This is a genomic window from Allobosea sp. 05T439 (genome assembly GCF_056396005.1).
Genome location: NZ_JBFTKP010000019.1, coordinates 31,612 through 50,696, shown reverse-complemented (window position 1 = coordinate 50,696; position 19,085 = coordinate 31,612). Strand labels below are relative to the sequence as shown.

15 protein-coding genes are annotated in these 19,085 nt (G+C 65.9%); 11 read left to right on the top strand and 4 right to left on the bottom strand.

Annotated features, from left to right (window positions below; all coding sequences use genetic code 11):
- Nucleotides 1-1,833, top strand: a complete 1,833-nt coding sequence (gene sdhA / locus AC1DIO_RS21295) for a succinate dehydrogenase flavoprotein subunit (protein WP_043242101.1) — start codon at nucleotides 1-3, stop codon at nucleotides 1,831-1,833.
- Nucleotides 1,834-1,847: 14 nt separating this feature from the next.
- Nucleotides 1,848-2,633: a succinate dehydrogenase iron-sulfur subunit gene (locus AC1DIO_RS21290; RefSeq protein WP_069878688.1), complete on the top strand. Its 786-nt coding sequence runs from the start codon at nucleotides 1,848-1,850 to the stop codon at nucleotides 2,631-2,633.
- A 159-nt stretch (nucleotides 2,634-2,792) separates the two neighbouring features.
- Here the strand turns inward: AC1DIO_RS21290 and AC1DIO_RS21285 are convergent, their stop codons facing one another.
- Nucleotides 2,793-4,034, bottom strand: a complete 1,242-nt coding sequence (locus AC1DIO_RS21285; protein WP_441507428.1) for an NAD(P)/FAD-dependent oxidoreductase — start codon at nucleotides 4,032-4,034, stop codon at nucleotides 2,793-2,795.
- Nucleotides 4,031-4,834, bottom strand: coding sequence for a glutamine amidotransferase (locus AC1DIO_RS21280; protein WP_441507427.1), 804 nt, complete (start codon nucleotides 4,832-4,834; stop codon nucleotides 4,031-4,033). Before AC1DIO_RS21280 ends, AC1DIO_RS21285 begins: the two co-directional genes overlap by 4 nt.
- Before the next feature lie 237 nt (nucleotides 4,835-5,071).
- On the opposite strand from AC1DIO_RS21280, the gene AC1DIO_RS21275 reads away from it, so the two are divergent.
- Genes AC1DIO_RS21275 through AC1DIO_RS21265 form a run of 3 tightly spaced genes read left to right on the top strand, consistent with a single transcriptional unit; the run spans nucleotide 5,072 to nucleotide 10,171 of the window.
- On the top strand, nucleotides 5,072-5,713 hold the full coding sequence (locus AC1DIO_RS21275) for a TetR/AcrR family transcriptional regulator (RefSeq protein ID WP_441492729.1): 642 nt from the start codon (nucleotides 5,072-5,074) through the stop codon (nucleotides 5,711-5,713).
- Nucleotides 5,714-5,733: 20 nt separating this feature from the next.
- Nucleotides 5,734-6,933 (top strand): efflux RND transporter periplasmic adaptor subunit, encoded by a 1,200-nt coding sequence (locus tag AC1DIO_RS21270; protein ID WP_441492730.1) that lies wholly within the window; start codon nucleotides 5,734-5,736, stop codon nucleotides 6,931-6,933.
- Between the two features lie 13 nt (nucleotides 6,934-6,946).
- Nucleotides 6,947-10,171, top strand: coding sequence for an efflux RND transporter permease subunit (locus AC1DIO_RS21265; RefSeq protein ID WP_441492731.1), 3,225 nt, complete (start codon nucleotides 6,947-6,949; stop codon nucleotides 10,169-10,171).
- A 158-nt stretch (nucleotides 10,172-10,329) separates the two neighbouring features.
- On the opposite strand, the gene AC1DIO_RS21260 is transcribed toward AC1DIO_RS21265, so the two are convergent.
- The gene (locus AC1DIO_RS21260) at nucleotides 10,330-11,241 is read right to left on the bottom strand and encodes a DMT family transporter (RefSeq protein ID WP_441492732.1); all 912 of its coding nucleotides are present in this window, start codon (nucleotides 11,239-11,241) and stop codon (nucleotides 10,330-10,332) included.
- Between the two features lie 105 nt (nucleotides 11,242-11,346).
- Here AC1DIO_RS21260 and AC1DIO_RS21255 point away from each other — a divergent pair, with 105 nt between their 5' ends.
- The 3 genes from AC1DIO_RS21255 to AC1DIO_RS21245 all read left to right on the top strand — a co-directional run bounded on the left by AC1DIO_RS21255 (nucleotide 11,347) and on the right by AC1DIO_RS21245 (nucleotide 13,985).
- Nucleotides 11,347-12,213 (top strand): LysR family transcriptional regulator, encoded by an 867-nt coding sequence (locus tag AC1DIO_RS21255; protein ID WP_441492733.1) that lies wholly within the window; start codon nucleotides 11,347-11,349, stop codon nucleotides 12,211-12,213.
- Nucleotides 12,214-12,258: 45 nt separating this feature from the next.
- Complete coding sequence (obgE, locus tag AC1DIO_RS21250; RefSeq protein WP_441492734.1) at nucleotides 12,259-13,302, top strand: GTPase ObgE; 1,044 nt, start codon at nucleotides 12,259-12,261, stop codon at nucleotides 13,300-13,302.
- A 113-nt stretch (nucleotides 13,303-13,415) separates the two neighbouring features.
- Nucleotides 13,416-13,985: an invasion associated locus B family protein gene (locus tag AC1DIO_RS21245; protein WP_441492735.1), complete on the top strand. Its 570-nt coding sequence runs from the start codon at nucleotides 13,416-13,418 to the stop codon at nucleotides 13,983-13,985.
- A 12-nt stretch (nucleotides 13,986-13,997) separates the two neighbouring features.
- Here AC1DIO_RS21245 and AC1DIO_RS21240 read toward each other — a convergent pair whose 3' ends face one another.
- Nucleotides 13,998-15,818 carry an ABC transporter ATP-binding protein gene (locus tag AC1DIO_RS21240; protein WP_441507426.1) on the bottom strand — a complete coding sequence of 607 codons (1,821 nt, stop codon included), beginning with the start codon at nucleotides 15,816-15,818 and terminating at the stop codon, nucleotides 13,998-14,000.
- Between the two features lie 143 nt (nucleotides 15,819-15,961).
- Between AC1DIO_RS21240 and AC1DIO_RS21235 the strand changes: the two genes are divergently transcribed.
- The 3 genes from AC1DIO_RS21235 (at nucleotide 15,962) to AC1DIO_RS21225 (ending at nucleotide 19,077) form a co-directional block, all read left to right on the top strand.
- Nucleotides 15,962-17,095 (top strand): DSD1 family PLP-dependent enzyme, encoded by a 1,134-nt coding sequence (locus tag AC1DIO_RS21235; RefSeq protein WP_441492737.1) that lies wholly within the window; start codon nucleotides 15,962-15,964, stop codon nucleotides 17,093-17,095.
- Between the two features lie 64 nt (nucleotides 17,096-17,159).
- Nucleotides 17,160-17,948 carry a hypothetical protein gene (locus AC1DIO_RS21230; RefSeq protein ID WP_441492738.1) on the top strand — a complete coding sequence of 263 codons (789 nt, stop codon included), beginning with the start codon at nucleotides 17,160-17,162 and terminating at the stop codon, nucleotides 17,946-17,948.
- A gap of 310 nt (nucleotides 17,949-18,258) precedes the next feature.
- The gene (locus AC1DIO_RS21225; RefSeq protein WP_441507425.1) at nucleotides 18,259-19,077 is read left to right on the top strand and encodes a molybdate ABC transporter substrate-binding protein; all 819 of its coding nucleotides are present in this window, start codon (nucleotides 18,259-18,261) and stop codon (nucleotides 19,075-19,077) included.
- Nucleotides 19,078-19,085 lie beyond the last annotated feature (8 nt).

The following is a 19,085-nucleotide window of genomic DNA, read 5'->3' as shown; positions in this document are numbered from 1 at the left end:
ATGGCGATCACCAGAGCCCAATCGGTCCCGGCCTATACAGGCCAGGCCTATCCGATCACCGATCACACCTTCGACGTCGTGGTTGTCGGCGCCGGCGGCGCGGGACTGCGCGCGACGGTCGGCTGCTCGCAGGCGGGCCTGAGGACTGCCTGTATCTCCAAGGTGTTCCCGACCCGCTCGCACACCGTCGCGGCGCAGGGCGGCGTTGCCGCTTCGCTTGGCAACATGGGCAAGGACACCTGGCAGTGGCACATGTACGACACCGTCAAGGGGTCGGACTGGCTCGGCGACCAGGATGCGATCGAGTATCTCGTGCGCAATGCGCCGGCGGCCGTCTATGAGCTCGAGCATTGGGGCGTGCCGTTCTCGCGCACCGAGGACGGCAAGATCTATCAGCGTCCCTTCGGCGGCATGACCACCGATTTCGGCAACGGTCCTCCGGCCCAGCGCACCTGCGCTGCCGCCGACCGCACCGGCCACGCCATGCTGCACACGCTCTATGGCCAGGCGCTGCGCTACAACACCGAGTTCTTCATCGAATATTTCGCCATCGACCTGATCATGGACGAGGATGGCGTCTGCCGCGGCGTGATCGCGCTCAAGCTCGATGACGGCACGCTGCATCGCTTCCGCTCGAAGATGGCGATCATGGCGACCGGCGGCTATGGCCGCGCCTATTTCTCGGCGACTTCGGCCCATACCTGCACCGGCGACGGTGGCGGCATGGTGCTGCGTGCCGGCCTGCCGCTGCAGGACATGGAGTTCGTGCAGTTCCACCCGACCGGCATCTATGGCGCCGGCTGCCTGATCACCGAGGGGGCTCGCGGCGAGGGCGGTTATCTCACCAATTCCGAGGGCGAGCGCTTCATGGAGCGTTACGCTCCCTCCGCCAAGGATCTGGCTTCTCGCGACGTCGTCTCGCGTTCAATGACCATGGAGATTCGTGGCGGACGCGGCGTCGGCAAGAACGGCGACCACATCTACCTGCATCTCGACCATCTCGACCCGAAGATCCTGCACGAGCGCCTGCCGGGCATCTCGGAGAGCGCCAAGATCTTCGCCGGTGTCGACGTCACCCGCGAGCCGATCCCGGTCCTGCCGACGGTGCACTACAACATGGGCGGCATCCCGACGAACTATCATGGCGAGGTGCTGACCAAGGTCGACGGCAATCCCGATACCGTGGTGCCTGGCCTGATGGCGATCGGCGAAGCGGCCTGCGTCTCGGTGCATGGCGCCAACCGCCTCGGCTCGAACTCGCTGATCGATCTGGTCGTCTTCGGACGTGCCGCCGGCTTGCGCTGCGCCGAAATCGTGACGCCGGGCGAAAAGCAGCCCGAGCTGCCGAAGTCCTCGGCCGATCTCGCGCTGACCCGCCTCGACAAGTTCCGCAATGCCTCGGGCGGCACCCCGACGGCGGAGCTGCGCAACCGCATGCAGAAGACGATGCAGGACAACTGCGCCGTCTACCGCACCGGCGAAACGCTGCAGGAAGGCCACAAGCTGATCCACGAGGTCTGGGCCGGTGCCTCCGACATCGCGACCACCGACCGTTCGCTGATCTGGAATTCGGATCTGGTCGAGACGCTCGAGTTCGACAACCTGATCACGCAGGCCGTCGTCACCATGGATTCGGCGCTGAACCGACCGGAAAGCCGCGGCGCCCATGCCCGCGAGGACTATCCGGAACGCGACGACAAGGACTGGATGAAGCACACCCTGTCCTGGATCGACGACGAGAAGCGGACCGTCACGCTCGACGACCGCCCGGTTCATACCTACACGCTCTCGAACGATATCGAGTACATCAAGCCCAAGGCGCGGGTGTATTGAGGACGATCTGACCGATGGCCGAATTCAATCTCCCCGCGAACTCACGACTGACCGAAGGCAAGGCCTGGCCGAAGCCGGCCGGCGCCAAGAAGCTGACCGAGTTCAAGGTTTATCGCTGGAACCCGGATACCGGCGAGAATCCGCGCACCGACACCTATTATGTCGACCGCGAGGATTGCGGACCGATGGTCCTCGACGCGCTGATCTGGATCAAGAACAAGATCGACCCGACGCTGACCTTCCGGCGCTCCTGCCGCGAGGGCATCTGCGGCTCCTGCGCCATGAATATGGACGGCAAGAACGGGCTGGCCTGCACCACTGGCATCGATGAGTGCGGCTCGAAGGGCAAGGTCGCGATCTATCCGCTGCCGCATATGCCGGTGATCAAGGATCTGGTGCCGGACCTCACACGCTTCTATGCGCAGCACGCTTCGGTCGAGCCCTGGCTCAAGACCACGACGCCGGCGCCGGAGAAGGAGTGGGCGCAGGGCAAGGAGGACCGCGAGAAGCTCGACGGCCTTTATGAGTGTATCCTCTGCGCCTGCTGCTCGACGTCCTGCCCGAGCTACTGGTGGAATGGCGACCGCTATCTCGGTCCTGCCGTGCTGCTTCAGGCCTATCGCTGGCTGATCGACTCCCGCGATGAGGCCACCGGCGAGCGCCTCGACGACCTGGAAGACCCCTTCCGGCTCTATCGCTGCCACACGATCATGAACTGCGCCAATGCCTGCCCGAAGGGCCTGAACCCGGCCAAGGCGATCGCAGAGATCAAGAAGATGATGGTGGCGCGGCAGGTCTGAGGCGCCACTCATTCGACGGGGTGGTCGTCTGACGCGACGGCCTGCGCCGGCTTAGGCGTCCTGGGCGCATTTCGGGGAGAGGCTTCGGCTCTCGCCCGATGCGCCGGAGACTGATTGGCGATATCGGGCTCGCCTGGGCGCGCGACCGGATCCTCGGGATCAGAGATATCGCGTCGGCGCGAATGGGGCCGGATCGGCGATCGGCTTCTCGCCGCAGATCTGCGCAGCCAGGATTTCGCCGGTGACGGGCCCCGTCGCAAAGCCGATATGCTGGCTGCCGAAGGCGAGCCAGAGACCGGGATTCCGCGGCGCTTCCCCGATCATCGGCAATGAATCGGGCAGGGTCGGCCTGGCTCCGCGCCAGGTCGTGGCTTCGGTCGCCTCGGTCAGGTCAAATGCTTCCTTCGCCCGTGGCAGGACGGCGTCGATCTGCGCGAAATTCGAAGGCGCATCCCGGTTTGCGAGCTCGACACCGCTGGTCAGACGGTAGCCCTTTTCCATCGGCGCGAGGAAGTAGGCGGATTCGACGTCGTAGAACGGGCGCGAAAGGCTGCGCCCGTCGCCTGCCTTGTAATGGCGGTGATAACCGCGCTCGACATTGAGCGGGACGCTCAGCCCGAGCGGGTGCAGCAGGTCGGTGCTCCATGGGCCGAGCGCGACCACGGCGATTCCGGCATCGAAGCTGCCGGAATCGGTCGTAGCGCGCCAGCCCTGGGGTGTCCTGGAGAGCCCTGAGGCGGCGGCGCGGACGATCTTGCCGCCGCGCGCGGCGAAGAGCGCCGCATAGGCTGCGACCACGGCCTGCGGCCAGTCGACCGAGCCGTTGTCCCGCAACCACAGGCCGGCCGAAAAGATCGGGTTGAGATCGGGCTCGACCGCCGAAAGGGCCTGCCGATCGAGATAGTCGGCACGAAAGCCATGATCCTCGAGCCACTGCTGCTCGGTGCGGGCAGCCTGTTGACCGGCCTCGCTGCGCCAGAGCTTCAGCGTACCGGTTTCACGCAGGCGATGGCTGATTCCAGCCTCTGCCATCCACGCCTTGTGCAAGGTCAGGGCCTGAGCCGTCAGACCCTGGAGTGCGGCAACGCGCGGCGCGAGACGGGATGGGCGCGTCTCGGCGAGGAAGCGCAGGACCCAGCCGGGATTCCGCAGCAGGTGGCCCCAGCGATAGCGCACGGCAGCGTGCTGGTTGCCGAGATAGTTCGGCAGGCTCTTCCAGAGCGAGGGATTGTTGAGCGGGACGACGGAGGTCGGGCTGACCACGCCGGCATTGCCGTAGGAGGTTTCGCTGCCGGGCTCGCGCCGGTCGATCAGGGTGACCATGAAGCCGCGTTTCTGCAGCGCGAGCGCACAGGAGACGCCGACAATGCCGGCGCCGAGGACAAGCGAGGTACGGGTCATGCGAGGGAGGTCTCTCCATCCACCGGCACGTGCAGCCAGTGGTCGAGGAAGCCGTCGAGCCAGGCCCTGACGGCGGGATCATAGCGATACCAGCCTTCGAGATGCTGATGGCGCAGCTGGGCCCCGGGCATCAGGGTGCGCTCATGCGCGCGCACCGACCAGCGGCACATCATCGCCGGGGTCACCTCGGGATGAAACTGGATGCCATAGGCCTTGGGGCCCGAGCGAATGGCCTGGACCGGGAAATCGCCCCCGGTTGCGAGGCATTCGGCGCCGCTAGGGCAATCGAAGCCCTCGCGATGCCATTGGTACACGGTCGAGGGCCAGGCGAAGCCGGCCTCGCTCGCATGCGAATGCCCGGCTTCCGTCAGCGCAAGATCGTAATAGCCGATCTCGGCCCGGCCCTGCGGGTGCGTGTAGACGGTGCCGCCCAGATGTCGCGTGAGCATCTGGGCGCCCAGGCAGATGCCGAGAAAGGGGGCCTCTTCCTTCAGGCAGGTGCCGATCCAGTCGATCTCGGCCTTGACGAAATCATCGGGGTCGTTGGCGCTCATCGGGCCGCCGAAGATCACGGCGCCGGCATGATCGCGCATGGTCACCGGGAGCGGATCGCCGAAGCGCGGCTTGCGGATATCGAGCGCGTGCCCCCGCGCCGCCAGAAGGCGGCCGACCCGGCCGGAGGTCGAATGTTCCTGGTGCAGGACGATCAGGACAGGCTTCGGTGCCGGCCTGTTCCTGATGGGGCGAAGGGGGGAGCGGAGCTTGCGGGCAGCGCTGAGACGAAAGGGCTGATCGTTCATCACGGGCTTCGGATCGCTCACGCGCCAAGGTCGCGCCCAGTGGCGCACCATCCATCCATGAACTGACAATGCGGTTCCATGCGGGACCGAGCAAGCAATTCATGCGCCAGGGTTGCATGGCGCGCAGGTGTTTTTTGCATGGCGGCGCCCTGATTCCGCCGGGAGCGCACGCTTCTTGACTTCAAGTTCACGATAGGTCATGAGAATGAACGTTCATTCTCATTTCGGATTCCTCGTTTGCCACCACCCTTTGCCTTCGCCTCTTCCGAGCGCGCCCTGACGGAGCGCCATTCGCGCATCCTCGATGCGGCGGAGCGCGTCTTCGCGCGCGCCGGTTTCCATGCCGCAACGATGAATGACGTTGCGGCCGAGGCCGGCATGAGCCCGGGCAATCTTTACCGCTACTTCGCCTCCAAGGACGTGATCATCGCTGGGATGGCCGAGCGGGACCGGGCTTCGATCGTCGCAGATTTCGCGGCGCTTGATCCGCGCGCCGGCAACCTCCTTGACCAGCTCGAGGCACTTGCGCGGCGGCATCTCGTCGATGAGCCGCGCGAAAAGGCCATCATCGCGTTGCAGATCTGGGCGGAAGCCGCACGCAATCCGGAAATGGCGGCGATGTGCGCCGATATCGACGGCATGGTCATGACAGGCCTGACGGTCGCGGTCTCCGCGGCCAAGGACGGCGGCGAGCTGCCGGCCGATCTCGACGAGGTCCGCTTCCTGCAGGCGATGTCGATGCTTGCCGACGGCTTCTTCTGCCGGCGCGCCTTGGATCCGAATTTCGACACCGAAGCTGCTGCCGAGACGATGTTCACCGCGATGCGCGGATTGGCTCAGGCAATGCGCCTGCAATCCCCACACACAAATCAGCCATGACTGATTCGAAGGTTATCACCATGTTGCCGCTTCCCCTCGCGCTGACGCGCCTGGCTGCCCTGTCCCTGCTGACCCTGGCGCTGCTGCCGTCTGTCTCGGCCTCGGCCCAGACGCCAGCCAGCGCGGCCGCGCAGGCAACGGCTCCCGCCCATGGCCCGGCCGTGACGGTTACCCCGGCCACGACCGCGGAAATCGTGCAGAGCGTCGTGGTCTCCGGCTCGATGATCGCGCGCGACGAGGTTCTGGTTTCGCCAGAGATCGATGGCTTCGCGCTCGTCGAGATCCTTGCGGAAGAGGGGGACCGCGTGACGGCKGGCCAGGTGCTGGCACGCCTCTCTCGGACGACGCTTGACGTCCTTCACACCCAAAACGAGGCACAGATCGCGCGTGCCGAAGCAGCGATCGCCCAGGCCAGGGCCCAGGTCAGCGAAGCGGAAGCCAATCGTGTTCAGGCCGAGAATGCTTTCGAGCGGACCAAGGCCCTGCGCGATTCGGGCAATGCCAGCATCGAGACCTTCGATCTCCGGTCCGCGGCGGCGAGGACGACGGTCGCCCGCGTCAACTCGGCGCAGCATGCGCTTGCCATCGCGACAGCAGATCTTGCGCTGGCCAAGGCGCAGGAGCGCGATATCGCCGTGAAGCTCGCGCGTACCGAGATCAAGGCTCCCGCAGCCGGAATCGTCAGCCAGCGCCGCGCCAAGCTTGGCGCCATGGCGCCCCTGGCCGCTACCGAACCCCTCTTCCGCATCATCGCCGATGGTGCGATCGAACTCGAGGCGGATGTCGCGGAGGTCGAACTTAGCTCGCTTAAGCTCGGCCAGAGGGTCGCAGTCACGCCGGCGGGAGCCCAGAAGCCGCTCGTCGGTGAGATCAGGTTGATTGCACCGCAGGTCGACAAGGCGTCTCGGCTCGGGCGCGTGCGAATCGCCCTTAAGGATAATCCGCCGGTCGCGCTTGGCTCCTTTGCTCGCGGGGTGATCGAAACCGGGCGCAAGACGAGCATCACCCTACCGCTCTCCGCCATCACCTATTCGCGCAATGGAGCGCTGGTGCAGAGCGTCAAGGACGGCAAGGTCAGCACCAAGAAGGTGACGCTGGGACTGACCGGAAACGGCCGGATCGAGATCACCTCCGGTCTCGCCGAAGGCGAGACCGTGGTCGCGCGCGCGGGCACTTTCGTGCGCGACGGCGACGCGGTTACCCCGATCGCGACGAATTGACGGGGCCGGCGGAATGAACATCAATTTCTCTGCCTGGTCGATCCGCAAACCGGTCCCGGCCATCCTGCTCTTCGTGGTGCTCTGCGTGCTTGGGGTGATGTCGTTTTCGACACTGCCGGTCACGCGGATGCCGAATATCGACGTGCCTTTCGTCTCGGTCTCAGTGACCCAGGCCGGCGCAGCGCCGGCGGAGCTTGAAAGCCAGGTCAGCAAGCGCATCGAGGATGCGGTCGCCAACATCACGGGCGTCAAGCATGTGATGTCGACGCTGACCGACGGCCAGTCGCTCACCCTGATCGAGTTCCGGCTGGAGGTGAACACCGACCGGGCGGTCAACGACGTCAAGGACGCCATCGCCAAGGTCAGGGCGGATTTGCCACGCACCATCGACGAGCCGGTGATCCAGCGCATCGATGTCGAGGGCCAGTCGGTCCTGAGCTATGGCGCATCGTCGCCCGGCATGACGCTGGAGCAACTCTCCTGGCATGTCGACGATGTCGTTGCGCGCGAATTGCAGGGGCTGAAGGGCGTTGGCCGTGTCGATCGCTACGGTGGCGTCGATCGCGAGATCAGGATTTCGCTCGATCCCGACCGGTTGCTGGCGCTCGGGACAACGGCTGGCGAAGTCAACCGGCAGATTCGGGCGACCAATGTCGACCTCGCCGGTGGGCGCGGCGAGGTTGGCGGCCAGGAACAGGCGATTCGCACGCTCGCCGGGGCACGTACGGTAGCAGAGCTTGCCGAGACCAAGATCTCGCTCACCGGTGGCCGCGAGGTGAGGCTGAAGGAGCTTGGCCGCGTCGAGGATTCCAATTCCGAGCCGCGTTCCTTCAGTCGCCTGGACAAGCAGCCCGTCGTCACCTTCGCGGTGTTCCGCTCCAAGGGTTCGAGCGAGCTCTCGGTCAAGCAGGTGGTTGCAGCGCGCATCGACGAGCTGAACAAGCGCTACCCGTCGATCGAGCTGAAGCTGATCGACGATGCCGTCGCCTATACCCATGGCAACTACCAGGCGGCGATGGAGACGCTGTTCGAGGGGGCGGCGCTGGCCGTGCTCGTCGTCTTCCTCTTCCTGCGCAACTGGCGCGCGACGCTGATCACCGCCATCGCACTACCGCTTTCGGCCATCCCCACCTTCTGGGCGATGCAGATGCTGGGCTTCTCGCTCAATCTGGTCAGTCTGCTCGGAATCACGCTCGTCACCGGCATCCTGGTCGACGACGCGATCGTCGAGATCGAGAACATCGTGCGCCATATGAAGATGGGCAAATCGCCCTATCGCGCGGCGATGGAGGCGGCCGATGAAATCGGGCTCGCGGTCATCGCGATCACCCTGACCATCGTCGCGATCTTCGCGCCGGTCTCCTTCATGGGCGGTATCGCCGGGCAGTATTTCCGCCAGTTCGGCCTGACGGTTGCCATCGCGGTGCTGTTCTCGCTGCTGGTGGCGCGACTGATCACGCCGATGATGGCGGCCTATCTGATGCGACCCGTGAAGCACGAGGATGACAGGCCTGGTCCGTTCATGCGCGGCTATGTCGGCTTGCTGCGGCTCACTCTCGCGCGGATCCGCCTGCCGTTGCTGCCGCGTTTCGATGGGACGGGGCGCTGGCGCAAGCTGCCATTCAACATGGCCTATGTGACCCTGGTGGTCGGCTTCATCTTCCTGTTCGCCTCGATCCAGGCGACGGCCTTGCTGCCGACGGGCTTCTTCCCGGAGGAGGACACTGCGCGTGTCGTCGCCAGCGTCGAGTTGCCGCCGGGCGCAACGCTGGAAGAAACCCGCGTCACGACCGACCAGATCGTCGACGCGCTGAAGACGATTCCCGAGGTCAGGCATGTCTTCGTGCTCGGTGGCGCCTCGCCGACCGGACAGCGCGAGGTCCGGCGCGCCTCGGTCACGATCATGCTGACGCCAAAGAGCGATCGTGCGGTCAAGCAAAAGGACCTGAAGGTCGTCATCGCCGAGAAGCTCGCCACCGTCCCCGATGCCCGGGCCTGGTATGTCAACGAGCGCGGCGAGCGCGAGATGGCGTTCTCGATTCTCTCCAAGGACGGCGATGCGCTCGACGAGGCGGTTGCCCGGATCGAGGCGCGCATGCGCCAGGTCGACGGCTACCTCAATGTCGCGACCGCTGGCTCACTCAGCCGGCCGGAGCTGCGCGTCACCCCGAAACTCGAGCAGGCAGCAACGCTCGGCGTCACGCCGGAGGCAATCTCGGAAGCGGTGCGCATCGCGACGATCGGCGATGCGGGTGCCAATCTTGCCAAGTTCAATGCCGGCGACCGGCTGGTGCCGATCCGTGTCCAGCTCGATGAGGCAGCGCGTGCCGACATCCGGAATATTGCCGCCCTGCGTGTCACCAATACGAGCGGCGTCTCGATTCCGCTGACGGCGGTGGCCGATATCGGCTTCGGCGAGGGGCCGAGCTCGATCGACCGCTATGACCGCGTCCGACGGGCTGCGATCGGCGCCGACCTGAAACGTGGTTTCGAACTCGGCACCGCGCAGGATACCTTCAACGAGATCGTCAAAGAGGTCGGACTGCCGGCGGGCGTCAGGATTGCCGCCACCGGTGACGCCGAGATCCAGGGCGAGGTCGTGCAGGGCTTCATCACGGCGATGACGACTGGCCTGATGCTGGTCTTCGCGCTGCTGATCCTGCTGTTCGGCTCGGTCGCCCAGCCGGTGACCATCCTGCTCTCGCTGCCGCTCTCCTTCGGCGGCGTGGTGATTGCGCTGCTCGCGACCAATAACCCGGTCTCGATGCCGGTCTATATCGGCCTGCTGATGCTGATGGGCATCGTCACCAAGAACGCGATCATGCTGGTCGATTTCGCGGTGGAGGAGGTCGCCCGCGGCAAGGACCGGATCACCTCACTGCTCGAAGCCGGGCGCAAGCGGGCCCGGCCGATCGTGATGACGACGATCGCGATGGCGGCGGGCATGTTGCCCTCCGCCTATGGCGTCGGCGATGGCGGCGAGTTCCGCGCGCCGATGGCGATCGCGGTGATCGGCGGTCTGATCGTCTCGACCGTGCTCAGCCTCGTCTTCGTGCCGTCCTTCTACACGGTGATGGACGATATCGGCCGTGGTTTCAGCTGGCTCTTCGGCCGCTTCTTCAGCAAGCCGGAGGATGAATCGGCCTGGGAGCCCATGGGGGATGAGGAATCGCCCGGCGAAGCCAGCGCCAAGGCGATGAGTGGAAAGCTGCCGCCGCCGCGGCTTGCGGCGGAGTAGGGTCGACGGGCAGGACACGACGGGCAGGACGGAGCCGAGCGGAAGCGGCTTTGCGTCTATAGTTTCGAGGTCGGGCCGCAGAACCCTGCTGTGCTCCGCGGCTGGGGGAGCAATCTCAGGCCGCTTCAGAGGGGCGGGGCCAGGTCCGGCAGCAAATCTCAGCCCTTCCGCACCAGCAGAACGGCTGCCAGAATCGCCACGCCGCCAAAGGCCTGCGCGGGCGAGGGCTGCTCGGCAAAGATCGCCCAGGCAGCGAGAACGCTGACCAGTGCCGGCCAGACCATCACCAGCGAGGCGGCGCTGGCGCCGTATTGGCCGAGCGCCAGCGTGATCAAACCCTGGCCCAGCGCATGCGAGACGAGTCCGAGCGCGATGACCGCAAGCCAGCCCTGTAGACTCTGCGGCAGGATGGTTTCGCCAAGCAGGATCGCGACCGCGATGCAGAAGACGGCGCAGAGCGCGCTGGAGATCAGGCCGATGCGCCCGGCATCGGCAAAATCCCGGGCCCGGCGAATGGCGATGATGTAGATGGCGTAGGAGAAGGCTGCTCCGACCGCCAGGCTGTCGCCGAAAATGCTGCCCGGACTGGCCGCGGCCGTAGAAGACGCGAATTTCGGCAGCACCAGCATCAACGCACCGCCGATCGCCAGCAACAGCGCGCCGAGGATGCGCCCGGTCGGCTTCTCACCGAGCAGGAGCCAGGCCGCCAGGACGACGACGACCGGCGAGAGATTGCCGAGCAGCGAGGCGTTGGCGATCGTCGTGAAGCCGAGCGAGGCATTGTAGAGCGTCACGTCGACGGCGAAGGCGAACCCGGCCAGCGCGATCGGCCACCAGCTCCCCGAGCGCGCGGCCCCCGATCTGGGCTTGCGCTGTTCGAACGCGGTCCAGGCTGCGAGCACGGGCAGGGCAAAGAGCATGCGCCAGAAGCCGGCGGCGGCCGGTCCGACATCGGCATAGCGCACGAAGATGCCGGAAAAGCCGATGCAGGTCGCGCCAGTCATCAGGGCGACGAACATGGCAAGGCCGGGTGCAGCCGGACGTGACAGGGCGAGGCTCGGGGTGGTCATCAGGGTCATCCGCGACGGGCAGTGCCGGCGATATAGGGTGCTTCCTTCAATCGGAAAAACGGATTATTCTCATCGTTCCATTCGAAATTCCGATGGAGCGAGGCGATGGCGACTCATTTCGATCTGGCGGCGCTCGATATGCTGGTGACGGTCGCCGAGACCGGCGGTTTCACGGCAGCGAGCGTCAGGCTCGGCCGCACGCAATCGGCGGTTTCGGTCCGCATCCAGGATCTCGAAGCGCAATTGGGCCAGAAGCTGCTCGAGCGCTCGCGGCGTGGGGTGACACCGACCGACGCCGGCGAAAGGCTGATCGGTCATGCCCGCCGCCTGCTCGCGGTCGAGCGCGAAGCGCTGGCTGATCTGGGCGGCGAGGCAGCCACGGGGCGACTGCGCGTCGGCGTGCCCGACGATTATGTCGACGCCTACTTGCGTCCGCTGATCGCACGATTTGCGGCCGAGCATCCGCGTGTCGAGCTGGAACTGCGTTGCGATCTCTCGAAACGGATCGAGCCTGCGCTTGCGGCCGGCGAGTTCGATATTGCCGTGATCACGCAGGATCCGGTCCGGCCAAAGGGAGAAACGCTGCGCCGCGAGCCGCTGGTCTGGGTTGCGGCGCGCGGTCATCGCCCGGAATTGCAGGAGGTTCTGCCGCTCGCTTTATTTTCCGAAGGCTGCCGGGCGCGCCCTCGTGTCCTGGCGGCGCTCACCGGGGCAGGGCGGGCGCATCGGCTGGTCTTTTCCTCCTCGCATACGGCGGGAGTGATCTCCGCGGTCGAGGCCGGATTCTGCGTCACGGCGATCACCGAGAGTGCGGTGCCGCCGAGCCTGCGCCGGCTTGGCGCCGCCGAGGGCCTGCCACCGCTGTTCGAGCTTTCGGTCGGTCTCATCGTCGCGCCTAGCCCTAGTCTCGCGGCCCGGCGCTTTGCACAGGCGCTTCGCGAAGAAATGGCCGCGCCACGGCTTGCCGCGTGAGCCGCCCGCATTGCCCTTCGGCCCGCGGCCCACTACTGAGAAGCAATGAAATTCCTCGACCAAGCCAAGATCTATGTGAAGGCCGGTGACGGCGGCGCGGGCTGCGTCTCCTTCCGGCGTGAAAAATTCATCGAATTCGGCGGCCCCAATGGCGGCGACGGCGGACGCGGTGGCGATGTCGTGATCGAATGCGTGCAGGGGCTCAACACGCTGATCGACTTCCGCTTCCAGCAGCATTTCAAAGCCAGGATCGGCGAACACGGCATGGGCAAGGACCGGCACGGCGCCAATGGCCCGCCGATCGTGCTCAAGGTGCCGCCGGGTACGCAGGTCTTCGACGAAGACGGTGAGACCTTGATTGCCGACCTGACCGAATCCGGCCAGCGTTTCGTTCTGTGCAAGGGCGGCAATGGCGGCTTCGGCAACGCCTATTTCAAGACCTCGACCAACCAGGCGCCGCGCCATGCCAATCCGGGCCTGCCGGGAGAGGAGCGCTGGGTCTGGCTTCGCCTGAAACTGATCGCCGATGCCGGGCTTGTCGGCCTCCCCAATGCCGGCAAGTCGACTTTTCTTGCCACGGTTACCGCTGCAAAGCCGAAGATCGCCGATTACCCCTTCACCACCCTGCATCCCGGCCTTGGTGTCGTGCGGGTCGATGGGCGCGAGATGGTGTTGGCCGATATTCCTGGCCTGATCGAGGGAGCGCATGAGGGACATGGGCTCGGCGATCGCTTTCTCGGCCATATCGAGCGCTGCCGCGTGTTGCTGCATCTGGTCGAAGGCACCAGCGAGCACGCCGGCAAGGCTTACAAGACCGTTCGGGAGGAACTCGAGGCCTATGGCGAGGGCCTGGCCGAGAAGCCCGAGATCGTGGCGCTGTCTAAAGTGGACGCCCTGAGCCCGGAGCTGCTCAAGGAGCAGGTCGCGCGGCTGAAGCGGGCCGCCAAGCGCGCGCCGATCGTGCTGTCATCAGCGTCTGGCCAGGGCGTCGACGATGCCTTGCGCGCCCTCTTCGCGGTGGTCGAAGAGGCTCGGAAGGAAGAGGCCCAGGCCGATGCTCCGGCGCTGGAAACCGGCTGGCGCCCATAACCGGTCATTCGCCACGGGATGTTGACGACCGTTCCCAGCGAGCTCCAAACGGCTTGCGTGGAAACGCGCGCCACCATCTAAGTCATGGCTACCGTCAAAGGGGGACTTGTCAGGTGATTTCGAAGCTTAGGCCTCTCGCGTTCGTTTCCGTCGTGATCTTCAGTGGCGCAGCCCTTGCCCAGGCGCAGCGTCCTTCCGCGAGTGCACAGGCTCCGGCCGCTCCTGGCGGCGTTTCGCAGCCGGACAATACGACGGCGACCTATGGCGACTGGACCCATCGCTGCCAGCAGGGCGTCGGGACCCGGATCTGCGAGATCGTGCAGACGCTCGAGGTGCAGGGGCAGCGCGGCCCGGTGGCGTTGATCGCGCTCGGGCGGCCGGTGCGCAATGAACCCTACAAGCTCGTGGTGCAGGTGCCGCCGAATGTGAGCCTCGGCGCCAAGGCCGGTATCCGCCTTGCGCTCGGAGAGAAGGACGAGGGGACGCTTGCCGACTTCCAGCGCTGCCTTCCCGGCGGCTGCTTCGCCGAGGTGAACGTGAGCGACGACCTGCTGAAGCGTTGGCGCGGCTTTGGCGAGGCTGGCCAGCTTCGCTATCAGGATGGTGCTAACCGCGCCGTCGTGCTGCCCTTCTCGTTCAAGGGCTTTCAGTCCGCAGTGGACGCGCTTGCCCGCGAGCCCTGAGATCGGCGCGTTTCAGTTCTCGGTGAATTGCAGCCGGTGCAGCCGGGCATAGGTGCCGTCATGCTCGATCAGAGCATCATGGCTACCGGTCTCGACGATCCGGCCCTCTTCCAGCACGACGATGAGATCGGCCTCGCGCACGGTCGAGAGGCGATGGGCGATCACCAGTGTCGTGCGGTTCTTCATCAGCCGGGCGAGCGCCTGCTGGACGAGCCGCTCTGACTCGGTGTCGAGTGCGCTCGTCGCCTCGTCGAGCAGCAGGATTGGCGCATCCTTCAGGATGGCCCGCGCGATGGCGACACGCTGGCGTTCACCGCCGGACAGCTTCGAACCGCGCTCGCCGACCTGCGTATCGTAGCCATCGGGCATGGCCATGATGAAATCATGCGCCGCTGCGTCCCTGGCGGCGGCCATGATCTCGGCCTCGGTCGCTCCCGGCCGGCCAAAGGCGATGTTGGCCCGCACGGTATCGTCGAAGAGCATGACATCCTGGCTGACGACACCGATCTGGCCGCGCAGGCTGGCGAGAGTGACGTCGCGCAGATCCTGTCCGTCGATCTCGATGCGGCCCTCGTTCGGGTCGTAAAGGCGCGGCGCCAGGGTGAGCAGCGTCGACTTGCCGGAGCCGGAGCGACCGACCAGAGCTGTCATCCTGCCACCCTGTGCGACGAGATCGATGCCTTCCAGGGCGCGGGCATCATCGCGATAGCGAAAGCGAACGTGCCGGAAGGCGATCTCGCCGGCACCGACCTTGAGGGGCTGCGCTCCAGGGCGCTCGGTGACCAACGGCTTCTCGTCGATCAGGGCATAGTAGCGTTTCAGCGAGGCCCCGGCCTCCTGCAGGATGGCGTTGAGGTTGCCGAGCGAACGCATCGGCTGCGCCGCGAGCAGCAGCGCCGAGACATAACCGGTGAAATCGCCGATCGTGCTGGTGCCCGCCGTGATCCTGACCCCGATGGCGGCAAGGACGCCGGCGACCGCCATGCCGCCGGCGACCTCGAGCAGAGGATCGAGCCGGCCGCGGGCATTGGCAGCCTTCATCTTGAGCGAGCGGATCGTCTCGAAGGCATGCGCGGCGCGCGCCTTGAGATAGGGCTCGAGCGAGTCCGTCTTGGCGACGCGGGCACCCTGCAGGCTCTCGGTGACGAGGCTTGCCATGATGCCTGTCTGCTCCTGCTGCGACATCGCCATGCGGCGCAACTTCTTGCCGATCCGGCCGATCGGGCGCGCGACGATCGGCGCGATCAGCAGAACGACAAGGGTCATCTGCCAATCGATCCAGAGCAGGGCCCCGACCAGTGCGATGGAGGTCATCACATCGCGCACGGCGATGTTGATGATCCGGGTCAGTGCCTCCTTCACATAGGTGAAGTCGGTGGTGAAGCGCTGGGTCAGCGACGCGGGGTTCTCGCGCTGGAGCTGAGCAAGGTCGGCGTCGATCAGATGCGCGTAGAGCGCGGACTGCATATCCGCTTCGATTCGGCTGACCACGCTGTTGGTCATCACCGTTTGCGTAAGCAGCGAGAAGCCCTTGATCGCAGTGACGATGACGACGACGACCGCAACGGCGTTGACCACGCCGATCTCGATCCCGATCGACTTCGAAACGAGACGCTCCATCCGGCGCACGAAGCCCGTCGCTTCCGCCGATAGGGGGTCGGCGAAGGCGTCGAAGGCTGCCTTGATCAGAAGCGGGTAGAAGCTGGTTGTCGCGGCGATCACCACCACTAGTGCCAGGATCATCGCCATCTGGGGCAGGTAGGCGTTGACTCGCTCGCGCCAGACGCGGGCGAAGAGCGCAAAGGTGTCGTCGGTAACGCGGCCGATCTTCATGGCGCGGGGCCTAACATGGTCGACCGCGATATGCCACTGGCTTGGCGGCGGGGGCGTTCCTCGCGCTCCGGTCTTGTTCCAGACACGAAGCTGGCGTCCCATAGCCACAGTGCTGCAACTGATTCCGGAGATAGCGTATACTCATGCCCGCGCCCCCGCCGGCCCAGATCGGCCAGAGCTTCGCCGAGATCGACACGCCAGCGCTCGTTCTCGATCTCGACGCCTTCGAGCGGAATCTCGTCGCCATGGCCGCCTATACGCAGGCCCATGGCGTACGTCTTCGTCCTCATGCCAAGACCCATAAGAGCCCGGATATCGCCCTGCTTCAGATCGCGCATGGCGCCGTCGGCCAGTGCTGCCAGAAGGTCTCCGAAGCCGAGATTCTCGTCGCGGGCGGAGTCGGCGATGTTCTGGTCACCAACGAGATCGTCGGTCCAGCCAAGCTCGATCGGCTCGCCAAGCTGGCGCGCAACGCACGGATCGGCCTTTGCGTCGATCATCCCGAGGGCGTGCGCGAGGCGGCGGAGGCGGCTGCGCGGCACGACGTGATGCTCGACGTTATGGTCGAGCTCGATATTGGCGGGCGCCGCTGTGGCGTCGCAGTCGGCGAAGCCGTCCGCATCGCCGAGGCGGTCGCGCGCAGCAACTCGCTGCGCTTCACGGGCATCCAAGCCTATCACGGTGCTGCCCAGCACATGCGCTCGATCGACGAGCGGCGCGAGGCGATCGAGCGCGCCGGGCTGCTCGCCCGCAACGCGGTGGAGCGCCTCGGGCAGGCAGGCCTCACCTGCGAATATGTCAGCGGCGCCGGCACCGGTACCTATGAGCTCGAAAGCCAGTCCGGCATCTGGAACGAGATTCAGGCCGGCTCCTACATCTTCATGGATGCAGATTACGCGCGCAATCGGCAGGCGGACGGCACCCCCTTCAGGGCCTTCGAACACGCGCTCTTCGTCCTCGCCGGGGTGATGAGCAAGCCCGTGCCGGACCGTGCCATCGTCGATGCCGGGCACAAGGCGGCGGCGGTCGATTCCGGCATGCCGATGCCGTTCCAGCGCGACGGCGTCATCTACACCAAACCCTCTGACGAGCATGGCGTGCTCACCGGTGATCCGATCGCGCTGCCGCATCGCGGCGACCGCATCCTGCTCATTCCGGGCCATTGCGACCCGACGGTGAACCTGCACGACTGGTATGTCGGCGTGCGCGGGCTGCACGGTCCCGATGCGCATGTCGAGACGCTTTGGCCAGTTGCGGGGCGTGGCGCGCTGACCTGAGGACACAGGGACTGCGTATGGCTGCGTCCGAAATTCGCTTCCCATGTTTCGGACGCAGGCCCCGATGCTGGCTGAGTTCCTGCTGACCCTTGCGACCCCGGTCGGACGGATGACGCGGCAGCTTGGCCTGTTGCGGGAGAGCACTGCGCTCTGGGCGCGCGGGCGACGCCAGCGCAAAGGCTGGACACCGCACCACCAGCGCTGTCAGGCGGTCGTCGCGCAGATCGTCCGCGAGCTCGGACGCCACCGCACGGCCATTGTGCTCGGCTCGGGATTGGTGCGCGATGTGCCTCTCGACCTGCTCTGCGCACGCTTTCAGCGCGTCGTGTTGATCGACGTGGTCCATTTGCCCCAGGTCAGGCTGCGCATGGCGCTGCGCCGCAATGTCGAGCTGGTGACGCGTGATCTGACTGGCGTCATGAACTGGCTTGCGGGGGAGAGCCAGGGGCGTAGCGACCCGCTGGCCGATCTCAGTGCGGACAAGGAGGTCGATCTGGTAATCTCGGCTAACCTGATGTCGCAGCTCGCCTGGCCGATCGAGGACTGGCTCGAGGAGAACGGGGACCGCGCAACCGCCCTTCCGGATGATCTGCCGGCGCGTTGCATCGCCTGGCATCTCCAGGACCTTGCGCGCTTCGCGGGACGTGTCTGCCTGATCAGCGATGTCGAGATGCTCGAGCACGACCGCGATGGCACAGTGACGGACCGGCTGGATCTGGCGCGCCGTGTCCCGCTACCGCCGCCGGATGAACGCTGGGACTGGCTCGTCGCGCCCTTTGGCGAGGCTGAAAGCGACCGCGAATATGTTCATCGCGTCTGCGCCTGGAGGAATTTCCGGACGCACGAACTCTGACCGTTCGTGTCAGCCTGGGCCGGGCGAGCACCGAGGGCGGCGCAGTGCCGACCATCGATGGCGATAGGACCGGCCGCACCCGCACCGTGACGGAGCATGCAGCGTCGCTAATGGCGACAAGCCACAGGTCAACGAGTACCCTGTCAGAGCGCGGGGCTTGGCCAAGTCCCGCATGAGACCCGATCAATGACGGATAGGTTGGCGTGAATCGGTTCATCAGCCCCGAAGGGCAGAAGGCGATCGCCGCATGGCAGGGGCGACCGGCCGCAGCCCTTCTCATGCAAAGCGATGCAGGCCGATGCATCAGCCTATGCGCACTCTCGTCGTCGCCGAGCGTCTGATGGCGCAGGACACGGTTTCTACCGGTGAGCCGCAGCAGCCGGCCCTGCTGCACGCCGCCGGGAGCTTGCGAGCAGCCTTGACCGAGATGGCGCAGGCATTCGAGACCGCGACCGGGGTTCAGGTCAAACCTGCCTATGGCCCTTCGGGATTGCTGCGCGAGCGGTTGGCCAAGGACGAAGCCGCGGAGGTGTTCGCTTCCGCCAACATGGGCCACCCGGCTGCACTGGCGGACGCGGGCCTGGCCGGGCCGGTCGTGCTCTTCGCGCGCAACGAGCTCTGCGCCTTCGTTCGGCCGGGCCTGATGGTCACCGCCGAGACGTTGCTGGAACGCATGCTCGATCCATCCATCAGGCTCGGCACCTCGACGCCGAAAGCGGATCCTTCGGGCGATTACGCTTTCGAGGTCTTCGCGCGGGCCGAGGCCTTGAAGCCGGGCGCAAGGGCGGCGCTCGAGGCCAAGGCACTGCAGCTGACGGGCGGTCCGAGCAGCGTTGCCGCCCCTGACGACGTCAATGCCTATGGCTACAAGCTTGCCAGTGGCGAGGCCGACATCTTCCTGGCCTATTGCACCAATACCCAGCCACTCGCCCGGGAGCAGCCCGGCGTGACGCTGGTCCGGCTGCCGGCTGCGCTCGCGGTGGGGGCCGATTACGGGTTGACCGTGATGAGCAAGGCCTCGCCAAACGGCTACCGGCTTGCCATGTTCATCCTGTCGCGGGCGGGGCAGGAGATTCTGGCGAAACACGGCTTTGCCGCGCCGGCGCTCCCACATAGCGGGTCGAAGTGACGGAGTTG

What these genes read in the sequence shown, in the direction of transcription:
- AC1DIO_RS21240 (WP_441507426.1), bottom strand. Translation starts at nt 15,818, where the DNA reads ATGAAGATCGGCCGCGTTACCGACGACACCTTTGCGCTCTTCGCCCGC.
- AC1DIO_RS21225 (WP_441507425.1), top strand. Translation starts at nt 18,259, where the DNA reads ATGCGCACTCTCGTCGTCGCCGAGCGTCTGATGGCGCAGGACACGGTT.
- AC1DIO_RS21265 (WP_441492731.1), top strand. Translation starts at nt 6,947, where the DNA reads ATGAACATCAATTTCTCTGCCTGGTCGATCCGCAAACCGGTCCCGGCC.
- AC1DIO_RS21235 (WP_441492737.1), top strand. Translation starts at nt 15,962, where the DNA reads ATGCCCGCGCCCCCGCCGGCCCAGATCGGCCAGAGCTTCGCCGAGATC.
- AC1DIO_RS21230 (WP_441492738.1), top strand. Translation starts at nt 17,160, where the DNA reads ATGCTGGCTGAGTTCCTGCTGACCCTTGCGACCCCGGTCGGACGGATG.
- AC1DIO_RS21255 (WP_441492733.1), top strand. Translation starts at nt 11,347, where the DNA reads ATGGCGACTCATTTCGATCTGGCGGCGCTCGATATGCTGGTGACGGTC.
- AC1DIO_RS21260 (WP_441492732.1), bottom strand. Translation starts at nt 11,241, where the DNA reads ATGACCACCCCGAGCCTCGCCCTGTCACGTCCGGCTGCACCCGGCCTT.
- AC1DIO_RS21285 (WP_441507428.1), bottom strand. Translation starts at nt 4,034, where the DNA reads ATGACCCGTACCTCGCTTGTCCTCGGCGCCGGCATTGTCGGCGTCTCC.
- AC1DIO_RS21290 (WP_069878688.1), top strand. Translation starts at nt 1,848, where the DNA reads ATGGCCGAATTCAATCTCCCCGCGAACTCACGACTGACCGAAGGCAAG.
- sdhA (WP_043242101.1), top strand. Translation starts at nt 1, where the DNA reads ATGGCGATCACCAGAGCCCAATCGGTCCCGGCCTATACAGGCCAGGCC.
- AC1DIO_RS21280 (WP_441507427.1), bottom strand. Translation starts at nt 4,834, where the DNA reads ATGAACGATCAGCCCTTTCGTCTCAGCGCTGCCCGCAAGCTCCGCTCC.
- obgE (WP_441492734.1), top strand. Translation starts at nt 12,259, where the DNA reads ATGAAATTCCTCGACCAAGCCAAGATCTATGTGAAGGCCGGTGACGGC.